Source organism: Nocardioides marmorisolisilvae, assembly GCF_003725775.1.
Lineage (GTDB): Bacteria > Actinomycetota > Actinomycetes > Propionibacteriales > Nocardioidaceae > Marmoricola > Marmoricola marmorisolisilvae.
Genome location: NZ_RJSG01000002.1, coordinates 1,243,430 through 1,268,824, shown reverse-complemented (window position 1 = coordinate 1,268,824; position 25,395 = coordinate 1,243,430). Strand labels below are relative to the sequence as shown.

The following is a 25,395-nucleotide window of genomic DNA, read 5'->3' as shown; positions in this document are numbered from 1 at the left end:
GACGGAATGAGGCACGGCAGTGTTCAGGCAAATCGGACCCACCGAGATCATCATCATCCTCGCAGTGGTCATCCTGCTGTTCGGCGGCAAGAAGCTGCCCGAGCTCGCCCGTGGTTCCGGTCGCGCACTGCGGATCTTCAAGGCCGAGACCAAGGGCCTGATGGACGAGGACGACGAGACGCCGACCACCCCCAAGCCGATCGAGGCGCGTGAGGTCGAGGCCACCCCGACCCAGGCGGACGCCGAGACGCAGGCCAAGCCCACCGACTGACGGATCGGGGCGCAGCGGTGTCGTTCGTGGGTGCACTGCGCCTTTTTCAGATCCAGACCAAACCCACCGGCGAGGGCGGCCGGATGGCGCTGGCCGACCACTTCCGGGAGCTCCGTGCCCGGCTGATGCGGTCGTTGCTCGTCCTGATCGTCGTCACGATCGTGGCGTTCTTCTTCTACGACCAGCTCCTCGACCTGTTCGTGCACCCGTACAACCAGGCCGTCGACATGCTCGGCGGCAAGCGCAAGGTCGACTCCTCGATCGTGCTCTCGGGCATCGCCGCCGGTCTGATGCTGCAGCTGAAGCTCTGCGCGACTGCCGGCGTGGTCGTCAGCAGCCCGTACTGGCTGTACCAGATCTGGGCGTTCGTCCTGCCGGGCCTCCACCCCAAGGAGAAGAAGTGGACCCGGGTCTTCGTGGCCATCGCGGGTCCGCTGTTCCTGCTGGGCGTGGCCGTGGGCTACTACGTCCTGCCCGCCGGCCTGAAGTTCCTGATCTCGCTCAACACGCCCGCTGACTTCACCAACCTCAACAACTTCAACGACTTCTACACCTTCGTCATCCGGACCCTGCTGGTCTTCGGCATCTCCTTCGAGATCCCGCTGTTCGTGGTGCTGCTCAACCTGGTGGGGGTCGTGACCGGTGCCCAGCTGGCGCGCTACCGCTCCTGGATCATCGTGGGCGTCTTCGTCTTCGCCGCGGTGGCGACCCCGTCGACCGACCCGTTCTCGATGACCCTGCTCGCCGTCCCGATGACGGTCCTGTTCCTCGTCTCCGAGGTCATCGCTCGGGTGCTCGACCGCCGCAAGAGCCGCCGCCGGGCCGAGGAAGAAGCCGGGCTCGACGACGACACCGCGTCGGCGCTCTGAGCGGCCCGTCGCCGGATAGGGTTCGAGCGTGACCGTGATCGCTGTCCTGACCAATCCCACCTCCGGCAAGGGCCGCGGCGGGCGCATCGGCGACGTCGTGCACAGCCGGCTCTCCGACACCGGCTACCAGGTGCGTGCCCTGCAGGGCCGTGACGGCGACGAAGCGCTGGACCTGGCCCGCCAGTGTGTCGAGGACCAGGTCGAGACCCTGGTGGTCATCGGCGGCGACGGCATGGTGCACCTCGCCGTGCAGGCACTCGCCGGTTCGCAGACCCGCCTGGGCCTGGTCCCGGCCGGCACCGGCAACGACGTGGCCCGCGCGCTCGGCCTGCCCCGCAAGGACGCCGAGGCGGCCACCGACGTCATCATCGGGGGCAAGGAGCGGGCGATCGACCTGGCCAAGGCCGGTCACAAGTACTACGTGACCGTGCTCGCGGCCGGTTTCGACGCGATCGTCAACGAGCGCGCCAACGAGATGACCTGGCCGAAGGGCCAGATGCGCTACAACCTGGCCACGCTGGCCGAGCTGCGCACCTTCAGCCCGATCCCGTACGTGATCGAGGTCGACGGCGAGCAGCAGCGGTTCGAGGCGATGATGGTGGCGGTCGGCAACAGCGAGTCGTTCGGTGGCGGGATGCGGATCACCGAGGGAGCCGTCATCGACGACGGCATCCTGGACGTCGTCGCGATCATGCCGATGAGCAAGCTCGAGCTGATCCGGACCTTCCCCAAGCTGTTCAGCGGCACCCACGTCCAGCACCCCAAGTACCGGCACTGGGCGGGCAAGGTCGTCACCGTGGCCGCACCCGGGATCACCGCCTACGCCGACGGCGAGCGGATGTCCGCGCTCCCGCTCACGGTCGAGGTCGCGCCGGCGGCGCTGCGCGTCCTGGTCCCATGACCGCCTCGGACCCGACGCCCGCGGACCAGTACGCGCGGTACCGCCGGAACAAGGACCACCCGCAGGTCGCCGACTTCACCTCGCACTACGACTTCCCGCTCGACGACTTCCAGCTGCGCGCCTGCCGGGTGCTCGAGGACGGGCACTCCGTCCTGGTCGCGGCTCCCACCGGGTCCGGCAAGACGATCGTGGGCGAGTTCGCCGTCCACCTGGCTCTCGGCAGCGGGCGCAAGTGCTTCTACACCACGCCGATCAAGGCGCTGTCGAACCAGAAGTTCAACGACCTGGTGGAGCGCTACGGCGCCGAGAACGTCGGACTGCTCACCGGGGACAACAGCATCAACGGCGACGCCCCGGTCGTGGTGATGACCACCGAGGTGCTCCGCAACATGCTGTACGCCGGATCGCGGACCCTGACCGGCCTCGGCTACGTCGTGATGGACGAGGTGCACTACCTCGCCGATCGATCCCGCGGCGCGGTCTGGGAGGAAGTGATCATCCACCTGCCCGACTCGGTGGCCCTGGTCTCGCTCTCTGCGACCGTGAGCAACGCCGAGGAGTTCGGGGAGTGGCTCGGCACCGTGCGCGGCGAGACCGTGACGATCGTCGAGGAGAAGCGGCCGGTGCCGCTGTACCAGCACGTGCTCGTGGGCAGGAAGATGTTCGACCTGTTCGCCGATGGACCCACCGCTCCGCAGGAGGGCACGGTGAACCCGCAGCTGCTCCGGGTGGCCCGCGACGACTACATGGCGGGCCGGATGCGGGACCGGCGCTCGCCCAAGGGTCAGCGGCGACCCGACCGCGCACGCCAGAGCGGGAACGGCCGCCGGGTCTGGGTGCCGAGTCGCGCCGACGTGGTGGAGCAGCTTGACCGCGCCGGACTGCTCCCCGCGATCGTGTTCATCTTCAGCCGGGTCGGCTGCGACGCAGCAGTCCAGCAGTGCCTCAACGCGAACCTGCGCCTGACCACTCCGGAGGAGCGCGACGAGATCCTCGCATTCGTCGAGGAGCACTGCTCGAACCTGCCGGACGAGGACCTCCAGGTGCTCGGCTACCACGAGTTCCTCGACGGCCTCACCCGCGGCATCGCCGCGCACCACGCCGGGATGCTGCCGACGTTCAAGGAGTGCGTGGAGGAGCTGTTCCTGCGTGGCCTGTGCCGGGTGGTCTTCGCCACCGAGACCCTGGCCCTGGGCATCAACATGCCGGCCCGGTCGGTCGTCATCGAGAAGCTGTCGAAGTGGAACGGCGAGACCCACGCCGACATCACGCCGGGGGAGTACACCCAGCTGACCGGACGCGCCGGTCGCCGCGGGATCGACGTCGAGGGCCACGGGGTGGTGCTCTACCAGCCCGGCCTGGAGCCCAAGTCGGTCGCCGGCCTCGCCTCGACCCGCACGTACCCGCTCCGGTCCTCCTTCGCGCCGTCGTACAACATGGCGGTCAACCTGGTGCACCAGTTCGGCCGGGAGCGTGCGCGCGAGCTCCTGGAGTCCTCCTTCGCCCAGTTCCAGGCCGACAAGGCCGTCGTCGGCCTGGCCCGCCAGCTGCGGAAGAGCGACGACGCCCTGGACGGGTACGCGGACTCCGCGAAGTGCCACCTCGGCGACTTCGGCGAGTACGCCCGGCTGCGCCGCGAGCTGTCCGACACCGAGGCGGGGCTGGCGAAGTCTCGCCGGCACGACAAGCGCGCCGAGGTGATCGCCTCCCTGGACGCGCTGCGCCCCGGCGACGTGATCGAAGTGCCGGCCGGCCGCTTCTCCGGGATGGCCGTCGTCATCGACCCCGGCAACCAGGGGGACCGGGAAGGCCCACGCCCCTACGTCCTGACCGCGGACCGGCACGCGCGGCGGCTGAGCCTGGTCGACTTCCCGACCCCGGTGACTGCCTTCGACCGGATGCGCATCCCGAAGACGTTCAACGGCCGCAACCCGCAGTCGCGCCGGGACCTGGCGAGCGCGCTGCGGTCGCGGACGCACAACTTCACCCCGCCGCCGCCCAGCCGCCGCGGCGCCACCGGTACGCCGTCAGGGGAGGGTTCGGCCAAGATCGAGGAGCTGCGGCAGCGGCTGCGCGACCACCCGTGCCACAGCTGTCCGGAGCGCGAGGACCACGCCCGCTGGATGGAGCGCTGGTACAAGCTCGACCGGGACGCCAAGACGCTGCGACGGCGCATCGAGCAGCGCACCAACACCATCGCGCGGCAGTTCGACCGGATCTGCGAGGTGCTGACCGCGCTGGAGTACCTGGACGGGGACACCGTCACCAAGCGCGGCAAGGCGCTGATGCGGATCTACAACGAGCTCGACCTGCTGACGGCCGAGTCGCTCCGGGCCGGGCTCTGGAAGGACCTCGACCCGAGCCAGCTGGCGGCCGTGCTGTCCACGCTGGTCTTCGAGTCACGGAAGGCTGACGACACCGCGGCGCCGCGGATCCCGGGCAGCAAGGTCCGCGACGTGCTCAAGGAGATGACCTCCCTCTGGTCCGACCTGGACGCGCTGGAGCGCGAGCACAAGCTGGAGCAGTTGCGGGAGCCTGATTTCGGGTTCGCCTGGGCGGCGTTCCGGTGGGCCGAGGGTGACGACCTCGACGAGGTGCTCGACGCCACGGGTCTGGCCGCCGGTGACTTCGTCCGTTGGGTCAAGCAGCTGCTCGACCTCGCCGGTCAGATCGGGGACGCGGCCGGGGACCCGGTGCTCCGGGACAACGCTCGCGAGGCCACCGAGCGGTTGCGCCGGGGAGTGGTCGCCTACAGCTCGGTCAGCGACTAGCGCCCGGACTAGCTGATCGGGCGGTTCTCGAACGCGGTCGAGAGCACGATGGTCGTGCGCGTGGCGACGTTGGCCGTGGTCCGGATGCGGGCCAGGAGCTCCTCGAGGTCGGCCGGCGTCGCCGTGCGGATCTTGAGGATGTAGGACTCCTCGCCGGCGACCGACCAGCAGCTCTCGATCTCCTCGATGTCCGCCAAGCGCTCCGGGTAGTCGTCCGCCGCGGACGGGTCGAACGGCGTGATCGAGATGAACGCGGTCAGCGGCCGACCTGCCTGGGCGTGGTCGATCGAGGCGCCGTACCCGGTGATCAGGCCGCGCTCCTCGAGGCGCTTCACGCGCTGGTGGACCGCCGAGGTGGACAGCCCGGTGGCCTTGCCGAGGTCGGTGTAGGACATCCGGCCATCGCCCGCGAGCAGCAGCAGGATCTTCCGATCGATCTTCTCCACGGCGCTGAGCCTACTGGTCTACACGGATCACCGGCCCGAACTTTTCCACAGGCTGGTTCGACGACCGGGCGTCAGGACCGGCTCACGCGGGCCAGGGCGGGTCCTCGCCGGTCCGTCCGTCGACCGCCTCGCGCAGGAGGTCGGCGTGGCCGGTGTGCCGGCCGTACTCCTCGATGACATCCATCAGAACCCGCCGCACGTTGGCCCGGGTGCCGTCCGGGAGGGTCGCGTTCGAGGGGGAGCTCAGCCCGCCCTGCTCCATGATCTGGGCCACGAGTGCCCGGGAGCGGTCGGCTGCGGCGTCGTAGAGCGCGTAGAGGTCCGCGGCGGACTCCTCGGCCGCTGTCCGCCAGTCGTAGCCCTCGCCCTCGGTCTCCCAGTCGACCGAGGCCCACGGCTCCGGCATCGGCTCGTCGAGGATCTTGCGGTGGAAGTACAGGTCCTCGACCAGCGCCAGGTGCTTGAGGAGGCCGCCCAGCGTCATCGTCGAGGACGGGATCGTCGCGCGCAGGCCCTTCTCGTCGAGATCGGCCGCCTTCCAGCGGAAGGTCACCCGCTGCCGGTCGAGCGCACCGAAGATCGCCTCGGCCTCGGTGCCGTTGAACGGGGGTTCCCACGGTGGTAGCTCGGTCATCACCGTGCGATCCAGGGGCTCAGGGCGGGCTTGCGGTCGGTGTAGGCGCCGTTGAGGAGTGCGTCGTCGAGACCGGTGACCTCGGGGCAGCACTCGGCGTAGGTCGAACTTGCCTGAACCCCCACACGTACCTTCCACGGGTTCCCCAGGCAGCGCGTCGGGATCTTGGCGATGACGCCCGAGCGCGTGCGCGTTGCCGTGATCCCGTCGCACTTGAAGTGGTATCCGTTACGGGACGCCGTCACGAACGGCGTGAAACCGTCCAACGAGCCCGTGCTGACATTGCGACCGACCTGAAAGCGGTCGCCCTTCGAGGTCACGACCGTGGCACTCCACGCGTCGTCGATCGCGTCCAGCCCGCGGAGCGCGGTGGCGACGCTGACCGTCCAGCGGGTGTGCAGCACCGTGAACTGCTGGATATCGGGCAGTCGGCGCCGGGAGTCGTGTGAGTAGTGCGGACCGTTCTCGTCCGCGGTGCTGATCAACACGTCTCCGGTGGGATCCCGGTGGCGGAACGCATCAGCATGGGCTGCGCTGGCGGTGCCGGCGAGAAGCGTGAGGGACGCGACGGCGGCGAGGACCGCACGCAGGGTGCTCCGAGAGGTCATGTGTCCGAGGCTAACCCTAGGGTGGGTCTGTGAGCTCCCTGATGCTGCTGGACACCGCCTCGTTGTACTTCCGAGCCTTCTACGGCGTCCCGGACACCATGCGTGCTCCGGACGGCACCCCGGTGAACGCGGTGCGGGGGCTGCTGGACTTCATCAGCCGGCTCGTCGAGGAGTACCAGCCCACCCACCTGGTCTGTTGCTGGGACAACGACTGGCGCCCGCAGTGGCGCGTGGACCTGCTGCCGACGTACAAGGCACACCGGGTCGAGGCAGAGGTGCCGGGCGGATCGGACATCGAAGAGGTGCCGGACCCGCTGCAGGTGCAGATCCCGATCATCATCGAGGTGCTCGCTGCCTTCGGCATCGCGGTGGTCGGGGCCGACGGCTACGAAGCCGACGACGTCATCGGGACGCTCGCCACCGACGCCGGGATGCCCGTCGAGATCGTCACGGGTGACCGCGACCTGTTCCAGCTCGTCGACGACGACCTGGGGATCCGGGTTCTCTACACCGCGCGGGGCGTCGGTCGGCACGAGAAGGTGACCAACGCGGTCGTGCGCGAGAAGTACGACGTCGAGGCGAACCAGTACGCCGACTTCGCGACCCTGCGTGGCGACGCCTCGGACGGCCTTCCCGGCGTGGCCGGGGTGGGGGAGAAGACTGCCGCAACGCTCCTGAACCGGTTCGGCAGCATCGACGGCATCCGGGCGGCCTCCCTGGACCCGGACAGCGACCTGGCGCCCGGCCCGCGGAGCAAGATCGTGGCTGCCGCCGACTACCTCGATGTGGCCCCGACGGTCGTGGCGGTCGCGCGGGACATCCCGCTCGGCGAGCTCGACCTGACGCTGCCGCCGACACCGGTCGACGCGGACGCCCTCACGGTGCTGGCCGAGCGCTGGGGGTTGGACACCCCGATCGCCCGGCTGGTCACCACCATCACCGACGCGCGTCAGTGAGCCTGGAGCGCCGCCGTCCGGCGTGACGCCTCAGCCACCTCGGCGGCCTTGAGCGCGCTCTCGTCGAGCCCGCCGTGCTCGCGCCACCAGGCTTGCCCGGCCTCGGGAAGCGTGTGGATCGGGTCGTAGTACTCGTAGTACCGCGACAGGGCCTCGGCGTCCTCGGCCTCGATCGAGGTCCGGTAGTTCTTCGTCCAGTACGAGATGCCGCGCTCGCGGTCGTACTCGGCGAGCTGGTGCACCCAGCGCTTGCCGACGAACGGGACGTCGCAGACGATCCGCGGGGTCGCGAACCCGGGCAGGTAACCCATGATCTGGTGCTGGAGCCACTGCGCCTGGGCGACCGAGACCCGCCAGTGCTCCGAGTACGGGATCAGGTCGCACATGTAGAAGTAGTACGGCATCACCTGGGCGCCGTCGAGGAGTGCGAAGCACAGGTCGAGCAGCTCGTGCGGCGCCGCGTTGACCCCGTTGAGCAGCACGCCCTGGTTGCGTACGTCGCGGACGCCCGCCTCGAGCATCGCCTTGGCGGCATCGGCCACCAGGGGCGTCACCGAGTTGGCGTGGTTGACGTGCGTGTGGATCGCGAGGGAGACCCCGCGCGTCCGGGCCAGCGTCGCCACCCGTTCGACGCCGGCCCGGACGTCGTCCTGGAGCCAGTGCTGCGGCATCCCCATCAGCGCCTTGGTGGCCAGGCGGATGTCGCGGATGTTCTCGATCTCGAGCAGCTGGAGCAGGAAGTCCTCGAGCCGGGCGATCGGCAGGTTCGCGACGTCGCCCCCCGATACGACGACGTCGCGAACCTCCGGTGTGCGGCGGAGGTACTCGAGCATCGACTCGAGCCGGTCTCCGGGCTTGGCGGTGAACTTCAGCTTCTCGACCTGGGCCGTCGAGTTCCCGACGAGATCCATCCGGGTGCAGTGGCCGCAGTACTGGGGGCAGGTCGGCAGCAGCTCGGCGAGCACCTTGGTCGGGTAGCGGTGCGTCAGTCCCTCGGCCGCCCACATATCGTGCTCGTGCAGCGAGTCGCGGGTGGCGTGCGGGTGCGAGGGCCAGTCGGTCCGGCGGTCGGAGAAGACCGGCAGCATGTACAGGCGGACCGGGTCGGCGTAGAACGCGTCGGTCAGGGACCCCGGACCGGCAGGCGCCAGGTGCGGGACCATCGTGTTCATCATCTGCGGCGGGACCAGCATCGACATCGTGGCCCGCTCGGCCTGGTCGCGCTCGAGGTCGGCGTAGAAGCGCTCGTCGACGAGGTCGCCGAGGAGGTCGCGGAGCTGGCGGACGTTCTTGACGCAGTGCGCCCGCTGCCACTGCGCGGAGGCCCAGTCCTCGGCGGTGACGTCCCGCCAGCCGGGGAACCGGCGCCAGTCCGGCTCGACGAGCTCCACCTTCCGGTACCGGTACGGCTGCTCGGCAGCAGTGCCCGGAAGCGACTGCACGCTCATCGTCCCTCCTCGCGTGTCGGTTGTGTGACCTGGCTCTCAAGTGCCAGAGTAGGAGAGAGTGTTCGGTTTCTCCACATCGACACGGGATATTTTCCTGGCAAAGCGGATTTCAGAGGGAGATCAGATCGTGGAACGGGTGTTGGTCGAGGGAGATCCGGTGGGCAGCCACCGGGTCCTGGAGCCGTCCGGCGCCCTGCCGCAGGCGGCGTCCCGGTTGGACACCCGACCCGAGCTCTGGTCCGACGAGGTGCGGGTCCGGGTCGAGCGGCTGAACCTGGACGCAGCCTCGTTCCGCCAGCTGTGGGAGAAGCACGCCGGGGACACCGACGGGCTGCGCGCGGAGGTGCTCGCGATCGTGGCCGAGCGCGGCAAGATGCAGAACCCGGTGACCGGGTCGGGCGGGATGCTGATCGGCACCGTCGAGGAGGTCGGGCCCGACTCGCCGCTCGGCCTCGCCGAGGGGGACCGGGTGGCGACCCTGGTCTCGCTGACGCTGACCCCCCTGGTCATCACCGACGGCCTGGCGCGCTGGGACGGCACCAGTGAGCAGGTGCCCGCCGACGGCCACGCGATCCTGTTCGGCCGCTCGATCGCAGCGGTCCTGCCTGACGACCTGGCGACCGAGGACGCCATCGCGGTGATGGACGTCTGCGGGGCGCCGGCGCTGACCCGCCGGGTCGTGCTCGGCCACAAGCTCGCCCGGGAGGGCGACCCGGTCGTGGTCACGGTGATCGGGGCAGCCGGCAAGTCGGGGTCGCTGAGCCTGGCCGCCGCACGCAACGCCGGCGCCGACCTGCTGCTCGGCGTCGTGCCCCATCAGACCGAGGAGCGCCTGCTACGGGCTTCCGGCCTCGCTGACGTCGTGGTGCTCGCGGACGCCCGTGATCCTCTTGGGCTCCGGGACGCGGTCACTGCGGCCGGAGGACCGGGCACCGTCACCGTGGTCTGCGTCGACGTACCCGGCTGCGAGGGTGGCGCCGTGCTGTCCACCGCGTCCGGCGGCACGGTGATCTTCTTCTCCATGGCCACCTCGTTCTCCGCAGCTGCCCTCGGAGCCGAGGGCCTGGCCGCGGACGTCACGATGCTCGTCGGCAACGGCTACGTCCCCGGCCACGCGGCCCTCGCGCTGGACCTCTACCGCTCCCAGCCCGGGGTGCGCAGCCTGTTCGAGAGCCGGCGATGAGGGGGAAGCTGGACCTCGACCCTGCCGTCGTACGGCAGGCGCGTTCGCTCGCCCGCAAGGTCGGCAGCCCGATCGTCCGGCTGGCCAAGCAGCACACCACCGTCTCGGTCGAGCGAGCCACGCTGCGGATGGCAGGACTCGCCGGCGCCGACGCCGAGGGCACCCCGTGGGTGAACCGACTCGCTGACGTGGTCCGTGCGGACACCGGCCTGGAGCACGGCCTCGCGCTTCCCGTCTGGGACGCCCTGGTCCGCGGCGAGGCCGAGGACCTGCTCACGTTGGCGCAGAAGGCGGCTGCGGGCTCGGTGACGTTCCGACTGCCCGAAGGACGCGACGCGACGCGGTCCCGCACGGCGGCCACGCGCGCGGTGCGGGCCGGCGTACGGCGCATCGATGCGCAACGAACCGCCCGGGACCGGATGATCAAGCGGGTCGGCGACGCCCCACGGACGCCGTGGATCTACCTAATCGTCGCGACCGGCGACATCCACGAGGACATCCCGCAGGCGCAGGCGGCAGCCCGCGCCGGGGCGGACGTCATCGCGGTGATCCGCTCGACCGGGCAGTCACTCCTCGACTACGTGCCCGAGGGAGCCACCCGAGAAGGCTTCGCGGGCACCTACGCCACCCAGGAGAACTTCCGGCTGATGCGGGCCGCTCTGGACGACAGCAGCCGCGAGCTCGGCCGCTACGTCCGGCTGACGAACTACGCCTCCGGGCTCTGCATGCCCGAGATCGCGACCCTGGCCGGCCTCGAGCGCCTGGACATGATGCTCAACGACTCGATGTACGGGATCCTCTTCCGCGACATCAACCCGATCCGCACCTTCGTGGACCAGCGGTTCAGCCGCCAGGTGCACGCCCGGGCCGGGATCGTCATCAACACCGGCGAGGACAACTACCTGACCACCGCTGATGCCGTCGAGGCGGCGCACACGGTGACGACCAGCCAGCTCCTCAACGAGTACTTCGCCAAGGAGGCCGGCCTGGAGGACTGGCAGCTCGGGCTCGGGCACGCCTTCGAGATCGACCCCGAGGTGCCCCAGTCCTTCCGCCTGGAGCTGGCGCACGCGCTGCTGGCCCGCGAGCTCTTCCCGCACGCCCCGCTGAAGTGGATGCCGCCGACCCGGCACATGACCGGCGACGTCTTCCGGGGCTACCTGCTCGACGGGTTCTTCAACCTCGTCGGCGCGCTCACCGGCCAGGGCATCCTGCTCGTCGGGATGATGACCGAGGCGGTGGTCACCCCGTGGCTCTCGGACCGCGACCTGGCCTTGCAGAACGTGCGCTACGTGCTCGACGCGGCCGGGGACCTGCACGAGGACTTCGTCCCGGCGCCGGACGGGTTCATCGTCCGCCGCGCGAACCAGGTGCTCGCCGAGACCATCGGTCTCCTCGAGCGGATCGCCGACGAGCCGGGGAAGGCCCCGCTCCTCGAGGCGATCGCCGACGGCACCTTCGGACTGATGAAGCGGCCCGCCGACGGCGGCCGCGGGCTGGACGGCGTGTTCCGCAAGGCCGAGGGGTTCTTCAACCCGGCGATGGACCTTCTGGACGGCACCCCGTGACCGGCCTGGTCCGCCCGTACGGCGACACCACCGGGGACGGGATGGTGCAGGTGTCCTTCACCCTGCCGATGCCGCACTCGAAGGTCGCCGAGGGCGCGGCAGCCCAGCTCGCCGCGAAGATGGGCATCGAGCCCGCGCTGGTGGTGCACGCCAAGCCGATGGGTCCCGACTTCACGTTCTTCGTCGTCTACGGGCCGGTCAAGCACCTGGTCGACCCCAGCCAGGTCGTGGTCGTCGAGCGCGACTACCCGCTGCTGACCCCGAAGGAGGTCAACGGCGCGGTCAAGGCCGCCCTCCGGCGCCGCCTGGTCGTCGTCGGCGCCTGCATCGGCACCGACGCGCACACCGTCGGCATCGACGCGATCCTCAACATCAAGGGCTTCGCGGGGGAGAAGGGGCTCGAGTACTACCGGGAGCTCAAGGTCGTGAACCTCGGGGCCCAGGTCTCGGTGCCCGACCTGGTCGAGAAAGCGATCGCCGAGAAGGCTGACGCCGTCCTGGTCAGCCAGGTGGTCACCCAGCGCGAGGCGCACCTGCTCAATACCCGCGAGATGTCGGCCGCCTTCCGTGAGGCGTTCCCGCCGGACCGTCGGCCGCTGCTGGTCGTCGGCGGCCCCCGGTTCGACGAGGCGATGGCCGCCGAGCTCGGTGTCGACCGGATCTACGGACGGGGAACCACCCCCGGCGAGGTCGCCAGCTTCCTGGTGCACCGCATGACCCTTCGAGACGGCGCTGGAGCGCCTCCTCAGGAACCGAGGTAATGATGCGAACCGACGCCTGCCAGCCGGGACTGGTGATCACCCACCGGCGCTACGTGCCCTTCAGCCACGCGCACTACGCGGGCAACCTGGTCGACGGCGCGTACAGCCTGGGCCTCTTCGGTGACGTGGCCACCGAGCTGTGCATCACCACCGACGAGGACGAAGGCCTGTTCGCGTCGTACGCCGAGGTGCAGTTCCTCAACCCGGTACGGGCCGGCGACGTGCTCGAGGTGCGGGCCGAGCTCGTCAGGGTCGGGAGCCGGTCGCGGGAGATCGCGTTCACCGCGACCGTGATCGCGCGCGGCACCCCGGAGGTCTCCGAGTCCGCAGCGCGCGTGCTCGACGAGCCACTGGTGGCGACGACGGCACGGGGCACCTGCGTCGTCCCGGCCTGAGCTCGCGAACTCTCAACTCGTACTTCGTGCGTGTCCAGCAGGACACGCCGTCGGCCAAAAAATTCATTCACCAATTGTTCGCCGGAACGTCTTAGGTCTGACCTGCGTTTTTGCACCATCCCCGCAGGTCAGCGAGTGGTTGACAGGACGGCTCCGGATGAGTTGGGTTACGTCGTTCCTCCAGGCAGATCGTCTCGCTTGCGAGCTTCGACATGGGCAGGAAAGCCTCACCGGCCGCCGCGGTGTGGGCGGACCTCCTCGGCGAGTCGGAGCCTCGTGACCGGGACGGGAGAACACGGGGGGAGTGCGGCGCCAGTAGACAACGGTCGCCCGGTGGCATCCAGTCATCGTGCGGGCGGTCCGAAGGTCCCGTTCCTCCCCCCGCCGCCCATCTTCGGTCCCCGGGTATCGGGTTGACCCTCCGGCTAGCGTGAGGCCATGAGCGAACGCGTCGACCCGCCGCTGCGCGCGACCGAGGCCGAGACGCTGGTGGCCTTCCTGGACTACCACCGCGACACCTTCCGGGCGAAGGTCTCCGGCGTGGACCCGGCCGGGCTGGCGGCCACGGTCGGCCCGTCGACGATGACGCTCGGCGGGATGATGAAGCACCTGACCCTGGTCGAGGCCAGCTGGTTCTCCCGGGTCTACCTCGGCGGCGAGCTCGGCGAACCCTGGGACTCCGTGGACTGGAAGGACGACCCCGACTGGGAGTGGCGGACGGGATCGACCGATCCGTCCGCGGACCTGTTCGCGGCCTACGACGCCGCGGTCGGCCTGGCGCGCTCCCAGGTCGCGACGGCCCTGGCCGACGGGGGCCTGGACTCGCTCTCAGCGCGTCCGAGCCGGACCGACGACGCCCCGTTCAGCCTGCGGTGGATCCTGCTGCACATGCTCGAGGAGTACGCCCGGCACAACGGGCACGCCGACCTCCTGCGCGAGTCGGTCGACGGGACGGTGGGCGAGTGATGCGCCGCCTCCCGCTGTTCCTGGTGATCGCGTTCATCCTGGTCCCGATCGCGGAGATCTACGTGCTGATCCAGGTCGGGCAGGTGATCGGCCCGTGGTGGACGATCCTGCTGCTGATCGCGGACAGCATCCTCGGCTCCTGGCTCCTCAAGCGCGAGGGCGCCCGGGCGTGGACGGCGTTCCGGATCGCGCTCGCCGAGGGGCGGATGCCGGCCAAGGAGCTGGCTGACGGGATCTTGATCGTCGTCGGCGGCACCCTGATGATCAGCCCCGGCTTCGTCACCGACGTGTTCGGCATCTTCCTGATCCTGCCGCTGACCCGGCCGCTCGGCCGCCGGTTGCTCTCACGGGTGCTCGCTCGTCGCCTGGTCTTCGTCCAGGGTGGCCCCGGCGCCGGTTTCGGGCCGGGGAACGGACCGGGGAACGGGCCGGGGAACGGGCCCGGAAATGCTCGTCGCCCCGGACCGGATGTGGTCCAGGGCGACGTCATCGATCCCGAGGATCGGTGAGGGCTAGGCCTTCACCTTCTTCTTGGCAGCGGTCTTCTTGACCGGGCGGTGCAGGTGCGCCGGCCCGATCTCGCCGCCGCGGAGCAGCTCCAGGCGCTCGGTGAGGATGTCCTCGAGCTCCTTGATGGAGCGACGCTCGAGCAGCATGTCCCAGTGCGTGCGGGCCGGCTTCTCGACCTTCTCCTCCGGCAGGATGCCGTCGACGCTCAGGCCCAGGGCGCCGCAACGCGGGCACTCCCAGTTCGCGGGCACCTCGGCCTCGACCGACATCGTGATCTCGAAGTGGTGGCCGTTCGCGCACTGGTAGCCGACCTGCTGGCGTGCGGCGAACTCGATGCCACGCTCGTCCTCGAAGCTCTGGCCACCGAGGCGCGCGCCTCGCAGTGTGCGGTCTCCCATGGTGCTTCCTCCAATATGTCTTCAGGCCAGATCGTGGCCTTACTCATGCGTACAACCTTCAGGACGGCCAGGCAAGGGGATCGTGACGTCGGACGGTCGGTCCGGCTGGTCGGTTCCCCCCCCCCTGAGGCGGCCCAGAATCAGTCAACCTCAGGATCGTCAACGACCCAAGGAGTTTGAGGATTCCCGATCCCCGAAACGGGCTGAACTGGTCTACCCGGCGGGAAGTGTGACCGGGACCTCGTTGCCGGCCTCCCGGATGCCGCGCTCCGGGTCGAGCCGCAGGAGGAAGAACGCCCCGAGCACGAAGAAGACGATCAGGGCGAGGATCGCCGGGCGGTAGGAGCCGGTGATCTGGAACACCACCCCGAACAGCAGCGTGCCGAACCAGGACGTGCCGCGCTCGGCCGCGCCGTACAGGGCGAAGTACTCGCCTTCGCGACCACGGGGGATCAGCAGGCTGAAGAACGACCGGGACAACGCCTGGGTCCCGCCCATCACGAGGCCGATCGCGATGGCGACGAGCACGAACAGCACCACGTTCTTGCGGGGGAGTGCGAGGGCCGCCACCACGATCACCATCCAGGCGACAGTGCCCCACAGGATCGAGCGGTAGGCGCCGTAGGTCTGCGCCAGCCGACCGAAGAAGAGCGCCCCGCCGAACGCCACGAACTGGATCAGCAGGATCGTGGCGATCAGGACCGAGGTGCCGAAGCCCAGCTGCTTCTCGCCGTACGTCGACGCGGCGTAGATCACGGTCTGGATGCCGTCGTTGTAGAACAGGTAGGCGAGCAGGAACGTCAGCGTCATCGGGTAGTTCGGCAGGTCGCGCAACGTCGCGAACAGCTGGCCGAAGCTGCGCCGCAGGACGCCCCCGGGCTCGGGTACTACCGCGGACGGTGCGTAGTCACGCAGCCGGACGAACGGGATCACCGTGAACGCGGCCCACCACACGGCCGCGGAGAGCAGCGAGATCCGCACGGATATCGACTTGGACAGCCCGAACGTATCGTGGCCCAGGAACAGGACCAGGTTCAGCGCGAGCAGCAAGCCGCCGCCGAGGTACCCCCAGGCCCACCCGCGGGAGGACGCCCGGTCCCGCTCGTCCTCGGTGGAGATGTCGACCAGGATCGCGTAGTAGCTCACCAGGGAGCACCCGGCCAGGATGCTGCTCACCACCACCGCGACGGCGCCGAGCTGCCAGTGGTCACCGGCCAGGAAGAACAGCAGGCCACCGACCAGCGCGCCGGCCCACGCGTACGCCGCCATGTGCCACTTCTTGTGCGCCGAGCGGTCGACGAACGACCCGACGACGGGAAGGACGAAGGCACTGCTGATCGTGGCGAAGCTGGTCAGGTAGCTGGGCAGGGATCCGGACGCCAGGTGCAGGCCCAGCACGTCGACGGTGCGCTTGCAGGTCTCGTCCGCATCCACGCAGCCGGCCGCCTTGCCGGCGACGGTGATCATGTACGGCGCGAACATCACCGAGAGGACCGTCGTGTAGAACGCCGAGTTCGCCCAGTCGTACCAGTTCCACGCCTTCTGCTGGCGCAGGCGATCGGCCGCCGGCTCCAGGGTGGTGGTCACGACCGGTCCTGCCACTGGCCGCGCTCGGTGAGCACCGCCTTGAGCAGATCGGTGCGGTCGGTGAAGATCCCGTCGACCCCCAGGTCCAGGAGCCGGTGCATCTCGGACTCCTCGTCGATGGTCCACACGTGCACCTGCGCGCCGGCCGCGTGCACCCGGCGTACGAACGACGCGGTCACGATCGGCAACCCGTTGCGTTGGGGTGGCACCTGCAGGGCGGACACCTGGCCCCGGGTGAGCAGGCGCGCCAGCCGGGCACTCGGCTGCAGGAAGGCGACCACCTCGACCGGGGTCGCTGCCGTGGCGATCCTTCCACGGGCGAGCCTGCGGAACTCGTGCATCCGTTCCAGGGAGAACGCGCCGACGCAGATCCGGTCGAACGCGTTGCGCGCCTCGACCAGCTCGATCAGGGCCGGCCCGGAACCGGGAGACTTCAGGTCGATGTTGAACCGGGCCTCGGGGAACTCGTCGAGCAGGTCGGCCATCAGCGGGAGGGCGTGCTCACCAGCGATCCGGGCTCCGTCCAGCACCTCGCGCGAGGCGGTGACGATCGGCCCGGCCGCGTCGGTCATCCGGTCGAGCACCTCGTCGTGGAAGGCGACCAGCCGTCCGTCGGCGGTCAGGTGCACGTCGGTCTCCAGGTAGCGGTACCCGAGTGCGACCGCGTGCCGGAACGCGTGCGCGGTGTTCTCCAGGCCGATCAGGTCGGGGTGCTCGGCCCCACCCCGGTGCGCGAACGCGATCACCGGTGCCGCCCCGTCCAGGTAGGCGAAGCCTGTCGTCGGTCGTCCCATGCCCCCTCAGCCCCTCCGCTCCGTCAGCAGTATCGCGGTCATGACCCCAGCCTGTCCCCGACACGACCGCGGCACATCCGTACGGGTACTCAGACGTGCCCGGATCGAGGAGTACCTTCGGGGAGTGGACGAACTCACCTGCCCGCAGTGCCAGGGGACGATGGCCGTGCGCACCTTCGGTCACGTGTCCGTACGCCGGTGCGCGGACTGCTCCGGGGTGTTCCTGTCCCGTGCCGACCTGGGCGCCCTGATCGAGGCGGAGACGGACTGGCACGCGTTCCAGTCGCCGAACACGGCCACGCTGCCGCGGATCACCTCGGACATGGACACCCCGCCGGTCGCCCCCGAGCGGACGCGGGCTTTCGTGGAGACCCTGTTCAAGGGCTGAGGCGGAGCCGAAGTCCTGAGGAGGTTGGGCAGCAACCGTCTCGAACGGCTCAGCGCAGGTCGGTGAACGTCTCGATGCGCGCACCGAGCTGGTTCAGGCGCTCGGCGAGGTCCTCGTACCCGCGGTTGATCACGTAGACCGAGCGCAGCACCGACGTGCCCTTCGAGGCGAGCATCGCCAGCAGGATCACCACGGCCGGACGCAGCGCGGGCGGGCACACGATCTCCGCACCTGACCAGTGCGTGGGCCCGTCGATCATCACCCGGTGCGGGTCCAGGAGCGTCACCTTGCCGCCGAGCTTGCCGAGCTCGGTGAGATAGATCGCGCGGTTCTCGTAGACCCAGTCGTGCAGCATCGTCTGGCCGTTGGCCACGGCGGCGATGACCGCGAAGAACGGCAGGTTGTCGATGTTGAGACCGGGGAACGGCATCGGGTGGATCTTGTCGATGGGGGAGTGCAGCACCGAGACGTGGGTGGTCAGGTCGACCAGCCGGGTCCGGCCGTTCGCCGCCTGGTACTCCTCGGAGCGCTCGTAGCGGAAGCCCATCTCCTCCAGGAGCGCCAGCTCGATCTCCAGGAACTCGATCGGGACCCGACGGATGGTGATCTCCGAACCCGTCACGATCGCGGCGGCCAGCAGCGACATCGCCTCGATCGGGTCCTCGCTCGGGGAGTACTCGACGTCCACGTCGATCTCCGAGCGGCCGGTGACGGTGAGCGTGGTCGTACCGACGCCGTCGATCTCGACGCCGAGCTCCTGCAGGAAGAAGCACAGGTCCTGGACCATGTAGTTCGGGCTGGCGTTGCGGATCACCGTGGTGCCCTCGTGCAGGGCCGCAGCCATCAGGGCGTTCTCGGTGACGGTGTCGCCGCGCTCGGTGAGCACGATCGGCCGGACCGGCGCCGCGTCCTCGGCGACGACTGCGTGGTAGCTGCCCTCGGTGGCCTTCACCTCCAGGCCGAACGGCCGCAGTGCGGTCATGTGCGGCTCGACGGTCCGGGTGCCGAGGTCGCAGCCTCCGGCGTACGGGAGCTCGAAGTCGGCGCTGCGGTGCAGGAGCGGGCCGAGGAACATGATGATCGAGCGCGTGCGGCGCGCCGCGTCGTGATTGATGCCCGCGATGTCGATGTGCGCCGGCGGGACGATCTCCAGGTCGTTGTCGTCGTTCAGCCACCGGGTCTGCACGCCCATGCTCGCCAGCACCTCGAGCAGCCGGTTGACCTCCTCGATCCGGGCCACCCGGCGCAGGGTGGTGCGGCCGTTGTTGAGCAGCGCCGCGCAGAGCAGCGCGACGCCGGCGTTCTTCGAGGTCTTGACGTCGATCGAGCCGGAGAGTGTCGTCGGTCCCGTCACCCGGAGGTGGACCGGGCCGGCGCCGATGCTGACCAGCTGCTCGTCCAGGGCCTCGCCGATGCGGGCGAGCATCTCCAGCGAGACGTTCTGGTGCCCGCGCTCGATGCGGTTCACCGCGCTCTGCGAGGTGCTCAGGGCGTCCGCGAGCTGCTGCTGGGTCCAGCCCCGGTGCTGCCGGGCGCTGCGGATCAGGGTGCCGATCTGGCCGAGGTAATCGACGCTCATGGTCGGACGGTATCTCACATATGAGATACGGCCAATGTAGGACGTTCCTGGCAGGGTGGGGGCATGCGAGTAACGACGATCCACGCGCCCGGCGACATCCGACTCGAGGACCGGCCGGTGCCGCAGATCACCGCCCCGACGGACGCCGTCATCAAGATCAAGGCGGGCTGCATCTGCGGCTCGGACCTGTGGCCGTACCGGGGGGAGAACCCCATCACGCCCGGCGACACCATCGGCCACGAGATGGTGGGCGTCGTCGAGGAAGTGGGCGCGGAGGTCGGGTCCTTCAAGCCCGGCGACTTCGTCATCGTGCCGTTCTGCACCTGCGACAACACCTGTCCGCACTGCGACAACGGCGCGCACTCGGCCTGCGTCAACGGCGGGTTCACCACCGGGGGCCAGGGGGAGTACGGCCTGGTCACCCAGGCTGAGGGCTCCATGGTCAAGACCGACGGGATGCCGGACGACGACCTCATCGCCTCGCTGCTGACGCTCTCCGACGTGTTCCCGACCGGGTGGCACTGCGCCGTCTCCGCCGGGGTCAAGAAGGGCGACACCGTCGTCGTGGTCGGTGACGGAGCGGTCGGGCTGTGCGGCGTCCTGGCCGCGGCCCAGATGGGCGCGGAGAAGGTGATCGCGATGTCGCGGCACGAGAGCCGGCAGAAGGTCGCCACCGCGTTCGGGGCCACCCACATCGTCGCCGAGCGCGGCGTCGAGGGCGGCAAGCGGATCAAGGAGATCACCGGCGGGGTCGGTGCCGACGCCGTGCTCGAGTGTGTCGGGACCGACGACGCCATGCAGCTCGCGTTCGCGGCCGCGCGCCCGGGCGCGATGGTCGGCTTCGTCGGCGTACCGCACGGAGTGGAGCTGCCGATCCGGAAGATGTTCTCCAAGAACGTCGGCCTGGCCGGCGGGGTCGCGCCGGTCCGCCGGTACCTGCCCGAGCTGCTCGACCTGGTCACCAGCGGAACAGTGAACCCGGGTCTGGTGTTCGACTCGGTACTGCCGTTGTCGGAGGTCGCCGAGGGCTACAAGGCGATGGACGAGCGGCGCTCGATCAAGGTCCTGTTGCAGCCGTAGGAGGAGAACCGATGCCCGACACCACGAAGCTCGCCGGCCTTGCCGACGCCCTGCTCGCCCTGCACAAGCCCCGCGAACCCGGAGTGCTCCCGACCGTCTGGGACGCCTGGTCCGCCAACGTCGCCGCGGGAGCGGGCTTCCGCGGGCTGACCGTGGGTAGTCACCCGCTGGCGGACTCGATCGGACGACCCGACGGGGAGGGCGCGACCTTCGAGGAGGTCACGACCCGGGTCGCCCAGATCACCGGGTCGGTCGACCTGCCGGTCTCGGTCGACATCGAGTCGGGCTACGGGCAGTCGGCGACGACCCTCATCAGCGGCCTGCTCGCAGCAGGGGCCGTCGGCCTCAACATCGAGGACACGGTGCACAGCGAGGGCGGCCGGATGCGGAGCTCGGAGGAGCATGCCGCGTTCGTGGGCGAGCTGCGGGCCGCGGCCGACGCCGCCGGCGTGCACGTGGTGATCAATGCGCGCACCGACACCTTCAAGAACAAGCTCGGCACCGACGAGGAGCGCGTCGACATCGCGATCGAGCGGATGAAGGCGTGCGCCGAGGCCGGCGCCGACTCGCTGTACCCGGTCGGGTTCCACGACGAGGAGACCCTGGCCCGGATCTGTGCGGCACTGCCGCTGCCGGTCAACGCCATCGCGAACCCCGTCGACGGTGACCTGGCGATGTACGCGCGGGCAGGAGCCGGGAGGATCAGCTTCGGGCCGATCTGGCAGATGCAGCTGGCCGGCGTCTCGGCCGAGTGGCTGGCCCGCTGGCACTGACGGTCAGCGCCGCAGAGCGCCGACCAGCCCCTTGAGGGACGCCGCCACGAAGCCCCCGGGGGAGAAGTGGTCGTCCCACAGCGTGATCAGCCCGTCGTGCACCTCGAGGGTGCCGCAGACCCAGAACGCTGACTCCCAGCGACGGTAGGTCAGGTAGTCGGTGCGCTCGGTCAGCACGACCGGACCGTCCGAGGCGATGTGGTGCAGATCGGCGCGGAACCCGATGTTGCGACGCTGCATGTCCAGCAGCATCCCGCCGACCCGGCGCCCCGAGATCGTCGGCATCCCGGTGTTCTTCCAGACGACCTCCGGGGCGAGCAGCGCGACTGCTTCCGCGGCCTGCTCGTCCTCCAGGAGCGTGAAGAACCGACGTACGACGGAGATTTCGCCATTCATGACGCGAGCCTAATGACCGGTCTAGCGAAGCTCGGACACCCAGGCCTGCACAGGCATACGATCGCGAACGGGGGTGTGGGAGGAGCAGAGGGATGGATCAGATCCAGGGGAGTGGGTCTCTGATCGAGATCGTGCACACGTGCGCGGCCACCACAGGGCAGGAGGCGTTCCTCGACGCCGTGCTGCCCAAGGTCCGACGGTTCGTGAGCGCGGCGGTGATCGCGGTGCAGGTACCGAGTCCGGACGGGCCGGTCCTCGAGCACGTCGACGGCCTCGCGGTTCCGGCCGAGGGCACGTCGGTGGTCGCCAACGGTGGGCGCTCGGTGGTGCTCACGCCGGACACCTGGCGGGCCGTGGGCGTCGAGCACGTCATCGCCCAGCGCCTGGCCGGACACAGCGGCATCCTGCTCATCGGGTGGACGAGCCAGGCCGACGCCGAGGCGGCCCACCGCGACCTCAACGTGGTCCTCGAGCTGGTGACCATGTCGGTCAGCAAGATGGTCTGCGAACGCGACCTGGCGGACCTGGTCCAACGCGTCGACAGTGCCCAGCACCTGGCCACGATGGGTGACTACGACTGGCACATCGCCTCGGACACCAACCAGTGGTCCGACGAGCTGTTTCGCATCTACGGGCACGAGCCGCAGTCGTTCAACGCGTCCTACGAGCGATTTCTCTCCGCGATCTACCCCGAGGACCGGGAACGGATCCAGGCCGTGCACCAGCAGGCCTACGCCACCGGCGAGCCGTACCACATGGTCGAGCGCATCGTCCGGCCCGACGGAGAGCTGCGCTACCTCTCCTCCAACGGCGAGGTGATCATGGACGAGAGCGGCAACCCCGTCCGGATGCGCGGCACCTGCATCGACATCACCGACCGGGTGCTCGCCGAGCAGGAGCGCGAGCGCGTGACCGAGCGCTTCCAGCAGCTCGTCGACGCAGCACCCGAGGCCATCATCGTCGCCGACTCAGAGGAGCGCATCGTGCAGGCAAACCCGCGTGCGGCCGAGATCCTCGGCGCCGACCCATCCGACCGCCCGCTGCGGGACTTCCTGCCCCAGGGGATCGTTGACGGCCGCGCTCTGGCGGGCCTCCGTCAGGACGGGCAGGGCCTGGTCCTCGACGTGGCCACGGTCGGGCTGCGGGCCTCGGACCTCAGCACGATGACCGCGCTGTTCCTGGCGGACGCCCGGCCCCGGCTCGAGCGCGAGGCGATGGCCACCCGGCTGGGCGAGTCGCAGCAGCGACGGCGCCAGGCGCTGGAGATCAACGACAACGTCGTCCAGGGACTCGTCTCCGCGGCGTACTCGCTGGAGCACCACGACGTCCTCGCCGCCCGGTCCTTCGTCGATCGGACCCTGCATGCCGCCCGGCACATGATGGACGACCTGCTCGAGCCGCAGGGCCAGCAGATCCGTCCGGGCGACCTGATCCGGCAGCATGCCGCGAAGCTCGAGCCGGTGATCCCGGTCGAGGCGATCACCGCCTCCGACCCGGTGGTGGGGGAGACGGCGCACCCGCGGATCCTGATCGTCGACGACGCCGAGGACATCCGGATGCTGCTGCGCCTCAAGCTGGCCAACCAGGGCGCCTACGACGTCGTCGGCGAGGCGGTCGACGGACTGGACGCTGTCGACCGGGCGCGCGAGCTGCGTCCCGACCTGGTGCTGCTGGACATGGCGATGCCCCGGATGGACGGCCTGCAGGCCCTGCCGCTGATCCGCGAGGCCGTGCCCGACGTACGAGTCATCGTGCTGTCCGGGTTCAACCAGGCCACGCTCGAGGAGGAGGCGATGGCCGCCGGCGCCGACCGCTACGTCGTCAAGGGCGGCAGCATGCGGGACCTGCTGGACGTGATCGCCAACGTCCTGCACGCTGCCTAGGTGATCCTCGCTGCGCTCGTCAACGCGACGTCGCCCACTCGGCCTCACCTCGCTGGCGCTCGGCGGGCGCTCGATAGGCTCCGCGCGTGGACGACCCCGAGCGCAAGAGCCTCCAGGACACCTACTTCCCCGAGCTGCCGTGCTTCGGCTGCGGGCCGGCGAACGACCGCGGTCTGCGGCTGAAGAGCTTCGTCGACGACGACGGCCTCATCCGGGCCGAGTTCACGCCGTGGGCCGAGCACAACAACGGCCTGGGGTTCCTCAACGGCGGGATCATCGCCACGGTGCTCGACTGCCACAGCGCGGCGGCGGTGACCCACACCGCCTTCGAGAACGGCTGGCCGCCGCTGCCCGGTGCCGACCTGCCGTACGTGACCTCGGGACTCGACGTCCGCTACCTCCGGCCGGCGCCGCTGGATGCGACCGTGACGCTGGTCGGTGAGGTCGTGGACGCCTCGGAGGCGGAGATGACCGCGCACGTGCGCCTGGAGTGGGACGGCAAGGACCGGGCCACCGGTTCTGCGCTCTGGAAGCGCTGGCGCCCGCGCTGACCCGCCCGGAACATCCGCTGCTAGGTTCCGTCCCATGCAGGGATCTGTGACCGTCCACATGGCTGCTCCTCCGGAGGTCGTCTGGAGCCTGGTGAGCGACGTGACCCGGATCGGCGAGCTGTCGCCGGAGACTTTCGAAGCCGTCTGGCTGCGTGGCGCCACCGGGCCAGAGCTCGGGGCGTACTTCAAGGGGCACGTGAAGCGGAACGGCGTCGGCCCCGTCTACTGGACCAAGTGCCAGGTGGAGCACTGCGTGGTCGGCGAGGACTTCGGGTTCGTGGTCCTGGTCGGCGACCGGCCGACCAATCACTGGCGCTACCAGTTGCGGGCCACCGACGGCGGCACCGAGGTGACCGAGTCGTTCCGGCTGGAGACCCAGGCCTGGTCCAAGGCGTACTGGGCCCTGCTGGGCTGGGCCCGCGGGAAGACCAACGAGCGGGGCATGCGCCAGACCTTGGAACGGATCAAGGAGATCGTGGAGGCGGAGGCGAGATGAAGGCGGTCATCTGCGAGAACGAGGCGCTGAGCGTCGGCGAGGTCGAGGACCCGGTCCCCGGCCCCGGGCAGCTGCTGCTCGACGTCACCCGCTGCGGGATCTGCGGCTCGGACCTGCACGCGCGCAGGTACGCCGACGCGCTGGCTGACGTCGCCGGCGAGGTCGGCTACGACGGCATGATGCGCACCGCGGACCGGATCGTGCTCGGTCACGAGTTCTCAGGCGTGGTGACCGGCCGCGGCAAGGGGACCCGGATCTCCGAGGGCAGCACGGTCGTCTCCTTCCCGCTGCTACGCGCTGGGGGAGCGGTGCACACGACCGGTCTCTCGCCGCACGCGCCCGGCGGGTACGCGGAGCAGGTGCTGGTCCAGGACGCTCTCTCGCTGGCCGTGCCGAACGGGCTGGCCGGTGACCTGGCAGCCCTCACCGAGCCGATGGCGGTCGGCCTGCACGCGGTCAACCGCGGCGAGGTCGGCAAGGGCCAGGTCGCGATCGTGATCGGCTGCGGACCGGTCGGACTGGCCGTCATCGCCATGCTCAAGGCCAAGGGTGTGCGGACCGTGATCGCGAGCGACTACTCCGCCGGCCGCCGGCGGCTCGCCGAGACCATGGGCGCGGACGTGGTCGTCGACCCGAAGGTCGAGTCGCCGTGGTCGGCAGCGGACGGGCACGGGCACCTCACCCACGCTCCTGACGTCTTCGAGCTCGGTGTCTCCAGCGTGGAGAAGCTCCGCAAGCTGCCGTTCGTGCCCTGGCAGTCGGTCTGGCGCGTCGCCGACAAGGCCGGTGCAGCCACGCCGAAGCACCCCGTCGTCTTCGAGTGCGTCGGTGTGCCGGGCGTGGTCGAAGAGATCATCAGCCACGCCCCGATCTACGCCCGCGTCGTTGTCGTCGGTGTCTGCATGGAGCCCGACAGGATCCGGCCGGCGATGGCGATCAACAAGGAGATCGACCTCCGGTTCGTGCTCGGCTACACCCCGTTGGAGTTCAGTGACGCGCTGACCCTGCTCGCCGAGGGCAAGGTCGACCCGGAGCCGCTGGTCACCGGTGTGGTCGGCCTCGACGGCGTGGCGGGCGCGTTCGACGCCCTGGCCGACCCGGAGACCCACGCGAAGATCCTGATCGACCCGCGGAGTGCGGCGACTGTCCCTGCTCCTCGTTAGCATCGAGGGGTGCCCACCGA

Annotated in this window: 27 protein-coding genes; 18 read left to right on the top strand and 9 right to left on the bottom strand. The window is 69.8% G+C overall.

Translation table 11 applies throughout. From position 1 onward, the window contains the following. Window positions 1-19: 19 nt before the first annotated feature. Genes tatA through EFL95_RS10160 form a run of 4 tightly spaced genes read left to right on the top strand, consistent with a single transcriptional unit; the run spans window position 20 to window position 4,812 of the window. Window positions 20-271, top strand: coding sequence for a Sec-independent protein translocase subunit TatA (gene tatA / locus EFL95_RS10175; RefSeq protein WP_123233850.1), 252 nt, complete (start codon window positions 20-22; stop codon window positions 269-271). A 26-nt stretch (window positions 272-297) separates the two neighbouring features. Beyond that, window positions 298-1,140 (top strand): twin-arginine translocase subunit TatC, encoded by an 843-nt coding sequence (gene tatC / locus EFL95_RS10170; protein ID WP_246004891.1) that lies wholly within the window; start codon window positions 298-300, stop codon window positions 1,138-1,140. 28 nt (window positions 1,141-1,168) lie between these two features. Beyond that, a complete protein-coding gene (locus tag EFL95_RS10165; RefSeq protein ID WP_123233849.1) occupies window positions 1,169-2,041 on the top strand; it encodes a diacylglycerol/lipid kinase family protein in 873 nt (290 codons plus the stop codon). Then, a complete protein-coding gene (locus EFL95_RS10160; protein ID WP_123233848.1) occupies window positions 2,038-4,812 on the top strand; it encodes a DEAD/DEAH box helicase in 2,775 nt (924 codons plus the stop codon). Before EFL95_RS10165 ends, EFL95_RS10160 begins: the two co-directional genes overlap by 4 nt. Window positions 4,813-4,820: 8 nt before the next feature. Here EFL95_RS10160 and EFL95_RS10155 read toward each other — a convergent pair whose 3' ends face one another. From EFL95_RS10155 to EFL95_RS10145, 3 genes are all read right to left on the bottom strand, one after another. Next, a complete protein-coding gene (locus EFL95_RS10155) occupies window positions 4,821-5,258 on the bottom strand; it encodes an Lrp/AsnC family transcriptional regulator (protein WP_183407123.1) in 438 nt (145 codons plus the stop codon). Between the two features lie 82 nt (window positions 5,259-5,340). After that, window positions 5,341-5,892 carry a DinB family protein gene (locus tag EFL95_RS10150; protein ID WP_123234916.1) on the bottom strand — a complete coding sequence of 184 codons (552 nt, stop codon included), beginning with the start codon at window positions 5,890-5,892 and terminating at the stop codon, window positions 5,341-5,343. Next, window positions 5,892-6,500, bottom strand: coding sequence for a hypothetical protein (locus EFL95_RS10145; RefSeq protein WP_123233847.1), 609 nt, complete (start codon window positions 6,498-6,500; stop codon window positions 5,892-5,894). The genes EFL95_RS10150 and EFL95_RS10145 overlap by 1 nt, the downstream gene beginning before the upstream one ends. Before the next feature lie 29 nt (window positions 6,501-6,529). Between EFL95_RS10145 and EFL95_RS10140 the strand changes: the two genes are divergently transcribed. Next, complete coding sequence (locus EFL95_RS10140; protein WP_425463959.1) at window positions 6,530-7,456, top strand: 5'-3' exonuclease; 927 nt, start codon at window positions 6,530-6,532, stop codon at window positions 7,454-7,456. Here the strand turns inward: EFL95_RS10140 and EFL95_RS10135 are convergent. Next, entirely contained in the window at window positions 7,450-8,904 is a 1,455-nt protein-coding gene (locus tag EFL95_RS10135) for a KamA family radical SAM protein (RefSeq protein ID WP_123233846.1), read from the bottom strand. The two genes, EFL95_RS10140 and EFL95_RS10135, sit on opposite strands and share 7 nt — an antisense overlap. 127 nt (window positions 8,905-9,031) lie before the next feature. Here EFL95_RS10135 and kdd point away from each other — a divergent pair, with 127 nt between their 5' ends. The 6 genes from kdd (at window position 9,032) to EFL95_RS10105 (ending at window position 14,286) form a co-directional block, all read left to right on the top strand. Beyond that, on the top strand, window positions 9,032-10,087 hold the full coding sequence (kdd, locus tag EFL95_RS10130) for an L-erythro-3,5-diaminohexanoate dehydrogenase (protein WP_246004890.1): 1,056 nt from the start codon (window positions 9,032-9,034) through the stop codon (window positions 10,085-10,087). Further along, window positions 10,084-11,655 (top strand): lysine 5,6-aminomutase subunit alpha, encoded by a 1,572-nt coding sequence (gene kamD, locus EFL95_RS10125; protein ID WP_123233844.1) that lies wholly within the window; start codon window positions 10,084-10,086, stop codon window positions 11,653-11,655. The genes kdd and kamD overlap by 4 nt, the downstream gene beginning before the upstream one ends. Continuing rightward, a complete protein-coding gene (kamE, locus tag EFL95_RS10120; RefSeq protein ID WP_123233843.1) occupies window positions 11,652-12,416 on the top strand; it encodes a lysine 5,6-aminomutase subunit beta in 765 nt (254 codons plus the stop codon). The genes kamD and kamE overlap by 4 nt, the downstream gene beginning before the upstream one ends. Next, window positions 12,416-12,811, top strand: a complete 396-nt coding sequence (gene kal, locus EFL95_RS10115) for a 3-aminobutyryl-CoA ammonia lyase (protein ID WP_246004889.1) — start codon at window positions 12,416-12,418, stop codon at window positions 12,809-12,811. Before kamE ends, kal begins: the two co-directional genes overlap by 1 nt. A gap of 438 nt (window positions 12,812-13,249) precedes the next feature. Continuing rightward, a complete protein-coding gene (locus EFL95_RS10110) occupies window positions 13,250-13,777 on the top strand; it encodes a DinB family protein (RefSeq protein WP_123233842.1) in 528 nt (175 codons plus the stop codon). Continuing rightward, on the top strand, window positions 13,777-14,286 hold the full coding sequence (locus EFL95_RS10105) for an FxsA family protein (RefSeq protein WP_123234913.1): 510 nt from the start codon (window positions 13,777-13,779) through the stop codon (window positions 14,284-14,286). Before EFL95_RS10110 ends, EFL95_RS10105 begins: the two co-directional genes overlap by 1 nt. A 3-nt stretch (window positions 14,287-14,289) precedes the next feature. Here EFL95_RS10105 and EFL95_RS10100 read toward each other — a convergent pair whose 3' ends face one another. The 3 genes from EFL95_RS10100 to EFL95_RS10090 all read right to left on the bottom strand — a co-directional run bounded on the left by EFL95_RS10100 (window position 14,290) and on the right by EFL95_RS10090 (window position 17,066). Next, entirely contained in the window at window positions 14,290-14,685 is a 396-nt protein-coding gene (locus tag EFL95_RS10100) for an RNA polymerase-binding protein RbpA (RefSeq protein WP_123233841.1), read from the bottom strand. A gap of 213 nt (window positions 14,686-14,898) precedes the next feature. Then, window positions 14,899-16,272: an MFS transporter gene (locus tag EFL95_RS10095; RefSeq protein WP_123233840.1), complete on the bottom strand. Its 1,374-nt coding sequence runs from the start codon at window positions 16,270-16,272 to the stop codon at window positions 14,899-14,901. Next, entirely contained in the window at window positions 16,269-17,066 is a 798-nt protein-coding gene (locus EFL95_RS10090) for a glycerophosphodiester phosphodiesterase family protein (RefSeq protein ID WP_123233839.1), read from the bottom strand. The genes EFL95_RS10095 and EFL95_RS10090 overlap by 4 nt, the downstream gene beginning before the upstream one ends. Before the next feature lie 124 nt (window positions 17,067-17,190). Here EFL95_RS10090 and EFL95_RS10085 point away from each other — a divergent pair, with 124 nt between their 5' ends. Continuing rightward, entirely contained in the window at window positions 17,191-17,454 is a 264-nt protein-coding gene (locus tag EFL95_RS10085) for a TFIIB-type zinc ribbon-containing protein (protein ID WP_183407122.1), read from the top strand. Between the two features lie 49 nt (window positions 17,455-17,503). Here EFL95_RS10085 and EFL95_RS10080 read toward each other — a convergent pair whose 3' ends face one another. Next, window positions 17,504-19,033: a helix-turn-helix domain-containing protein gene (locus tag EFL95_RS10080; protein ID WP_123233837.1), complete on the bottom strand. Its 1,530-nt coding sequence runs from the start codon at window positions 19,031-19,033 to the stop codon at window positions 17,504-17,506. 63 nt (window positions 19,034-19,096) lie between these two features. On the opposite strand from EFL95_RS10080, the gene EFL95_RS10075 reads away from it, so the two are divergent. Next, window positions 19,097-20,113 (top strand): zinc-dependent alcohol dehydrogenase family protein, encoded by a 1,017-nt coding sequence (locus EFL95_RS10075; RefSeq protein WP_123233836.1) that lies wholly within the window; start codon window positions 19,097-19,099, stop codon window positions 20,111-20,113. An 11-nt stretch (window positions 20,114-20,124) separates the two neighbouring features. Further along, entirely contained in the window at window positions 20,125-20,886 is a 762-nt protein-coding gene (locus tag EFL95_RS10070) for an isocitrate lyase/PEP mutase family protein (RefSeq protein ID WP_123233835.1), read from the top strand. A gap of 3 nt (window positions 20,887-20,889) precedes the next feature. Here the strand turns inward: EFL95_RS10070 and EFL95_RS10065 are convergent, their stop codons facing one another. Then, window positions 20,890-21,282: a limonene-1,2-epoxide hydrolase family protein gene (locus EFL95_RS10065; RefSeq protein ID WP_123233834.1), complete on the bottom strand. Its 393-nt coding sequence runs from the start codon at window positions 21,280-21,282 to the stop codon at window positions 20,890-20,892. 92 nt (window positions 21,283-21,374) lie between these two features. Here EFL95_RS10065 and EFL95_RS10060 point away from each other — a divergent pair, with 92 nt between their 5' ends. The 4 genes from EFL95_RS10060 to EFL95_RS10045 all read left to right on the top strand — a co-directional run bounded on the left by EFL95_RS10060 (window position 21,375) and on the right by EFL95_RS10045 (window position 25,375). Next, a complete protein-coding gene (locus EFL95_RS10060; protein WP_123233833.1) occupies window positions 21,375-23,165 on the top strand; it encodes a response regulator in 1,791 nt (596 codons plus the stop codon). 86 nt (window positions 23,166-23,251) lie between these two features. Then, window positions 23,252-23,716 (top strand): PaaI family thioesterase, encoded by a 465-nt coding sequence (locus tag EFL95_RS10055; protein ID WP_123233832.1) that lies wholly within the window; start codon window positions 23,252-23,254, stop codon window positions 23,714-23,716. Window positions 23,717-23,750: 34 nt separating this feature from the next. Beyond that, window positions 23,751-24,212 (top strand): SRPBCC family protein, encoded by a 462-nt coding sequence (locus tag EFL95_RS10050; RefSeq protein ID WP_123233831.1) that lies wholly within the window; start codon window positions 23,751-23,753, stop codon window positions 24,210-24,212. Then, window positions 24,209-25,375, top strand: coding sequence for a zinc-binding dehydrogenase (locus EFL95_RS10045; protein WP_123233830.1), 1,167 nt, complete (start codon window positions 24,209-24,211; stop codon window positions 25,373-25,375). The genes EFL95_RS10050 and EFL95_RS10045 overlap by 4 nt, the downstream gene beginning before the upstream one ends. The last annotated feature ends 20 nt before the right edge of the window (window positions 25,376-25,395 follow it).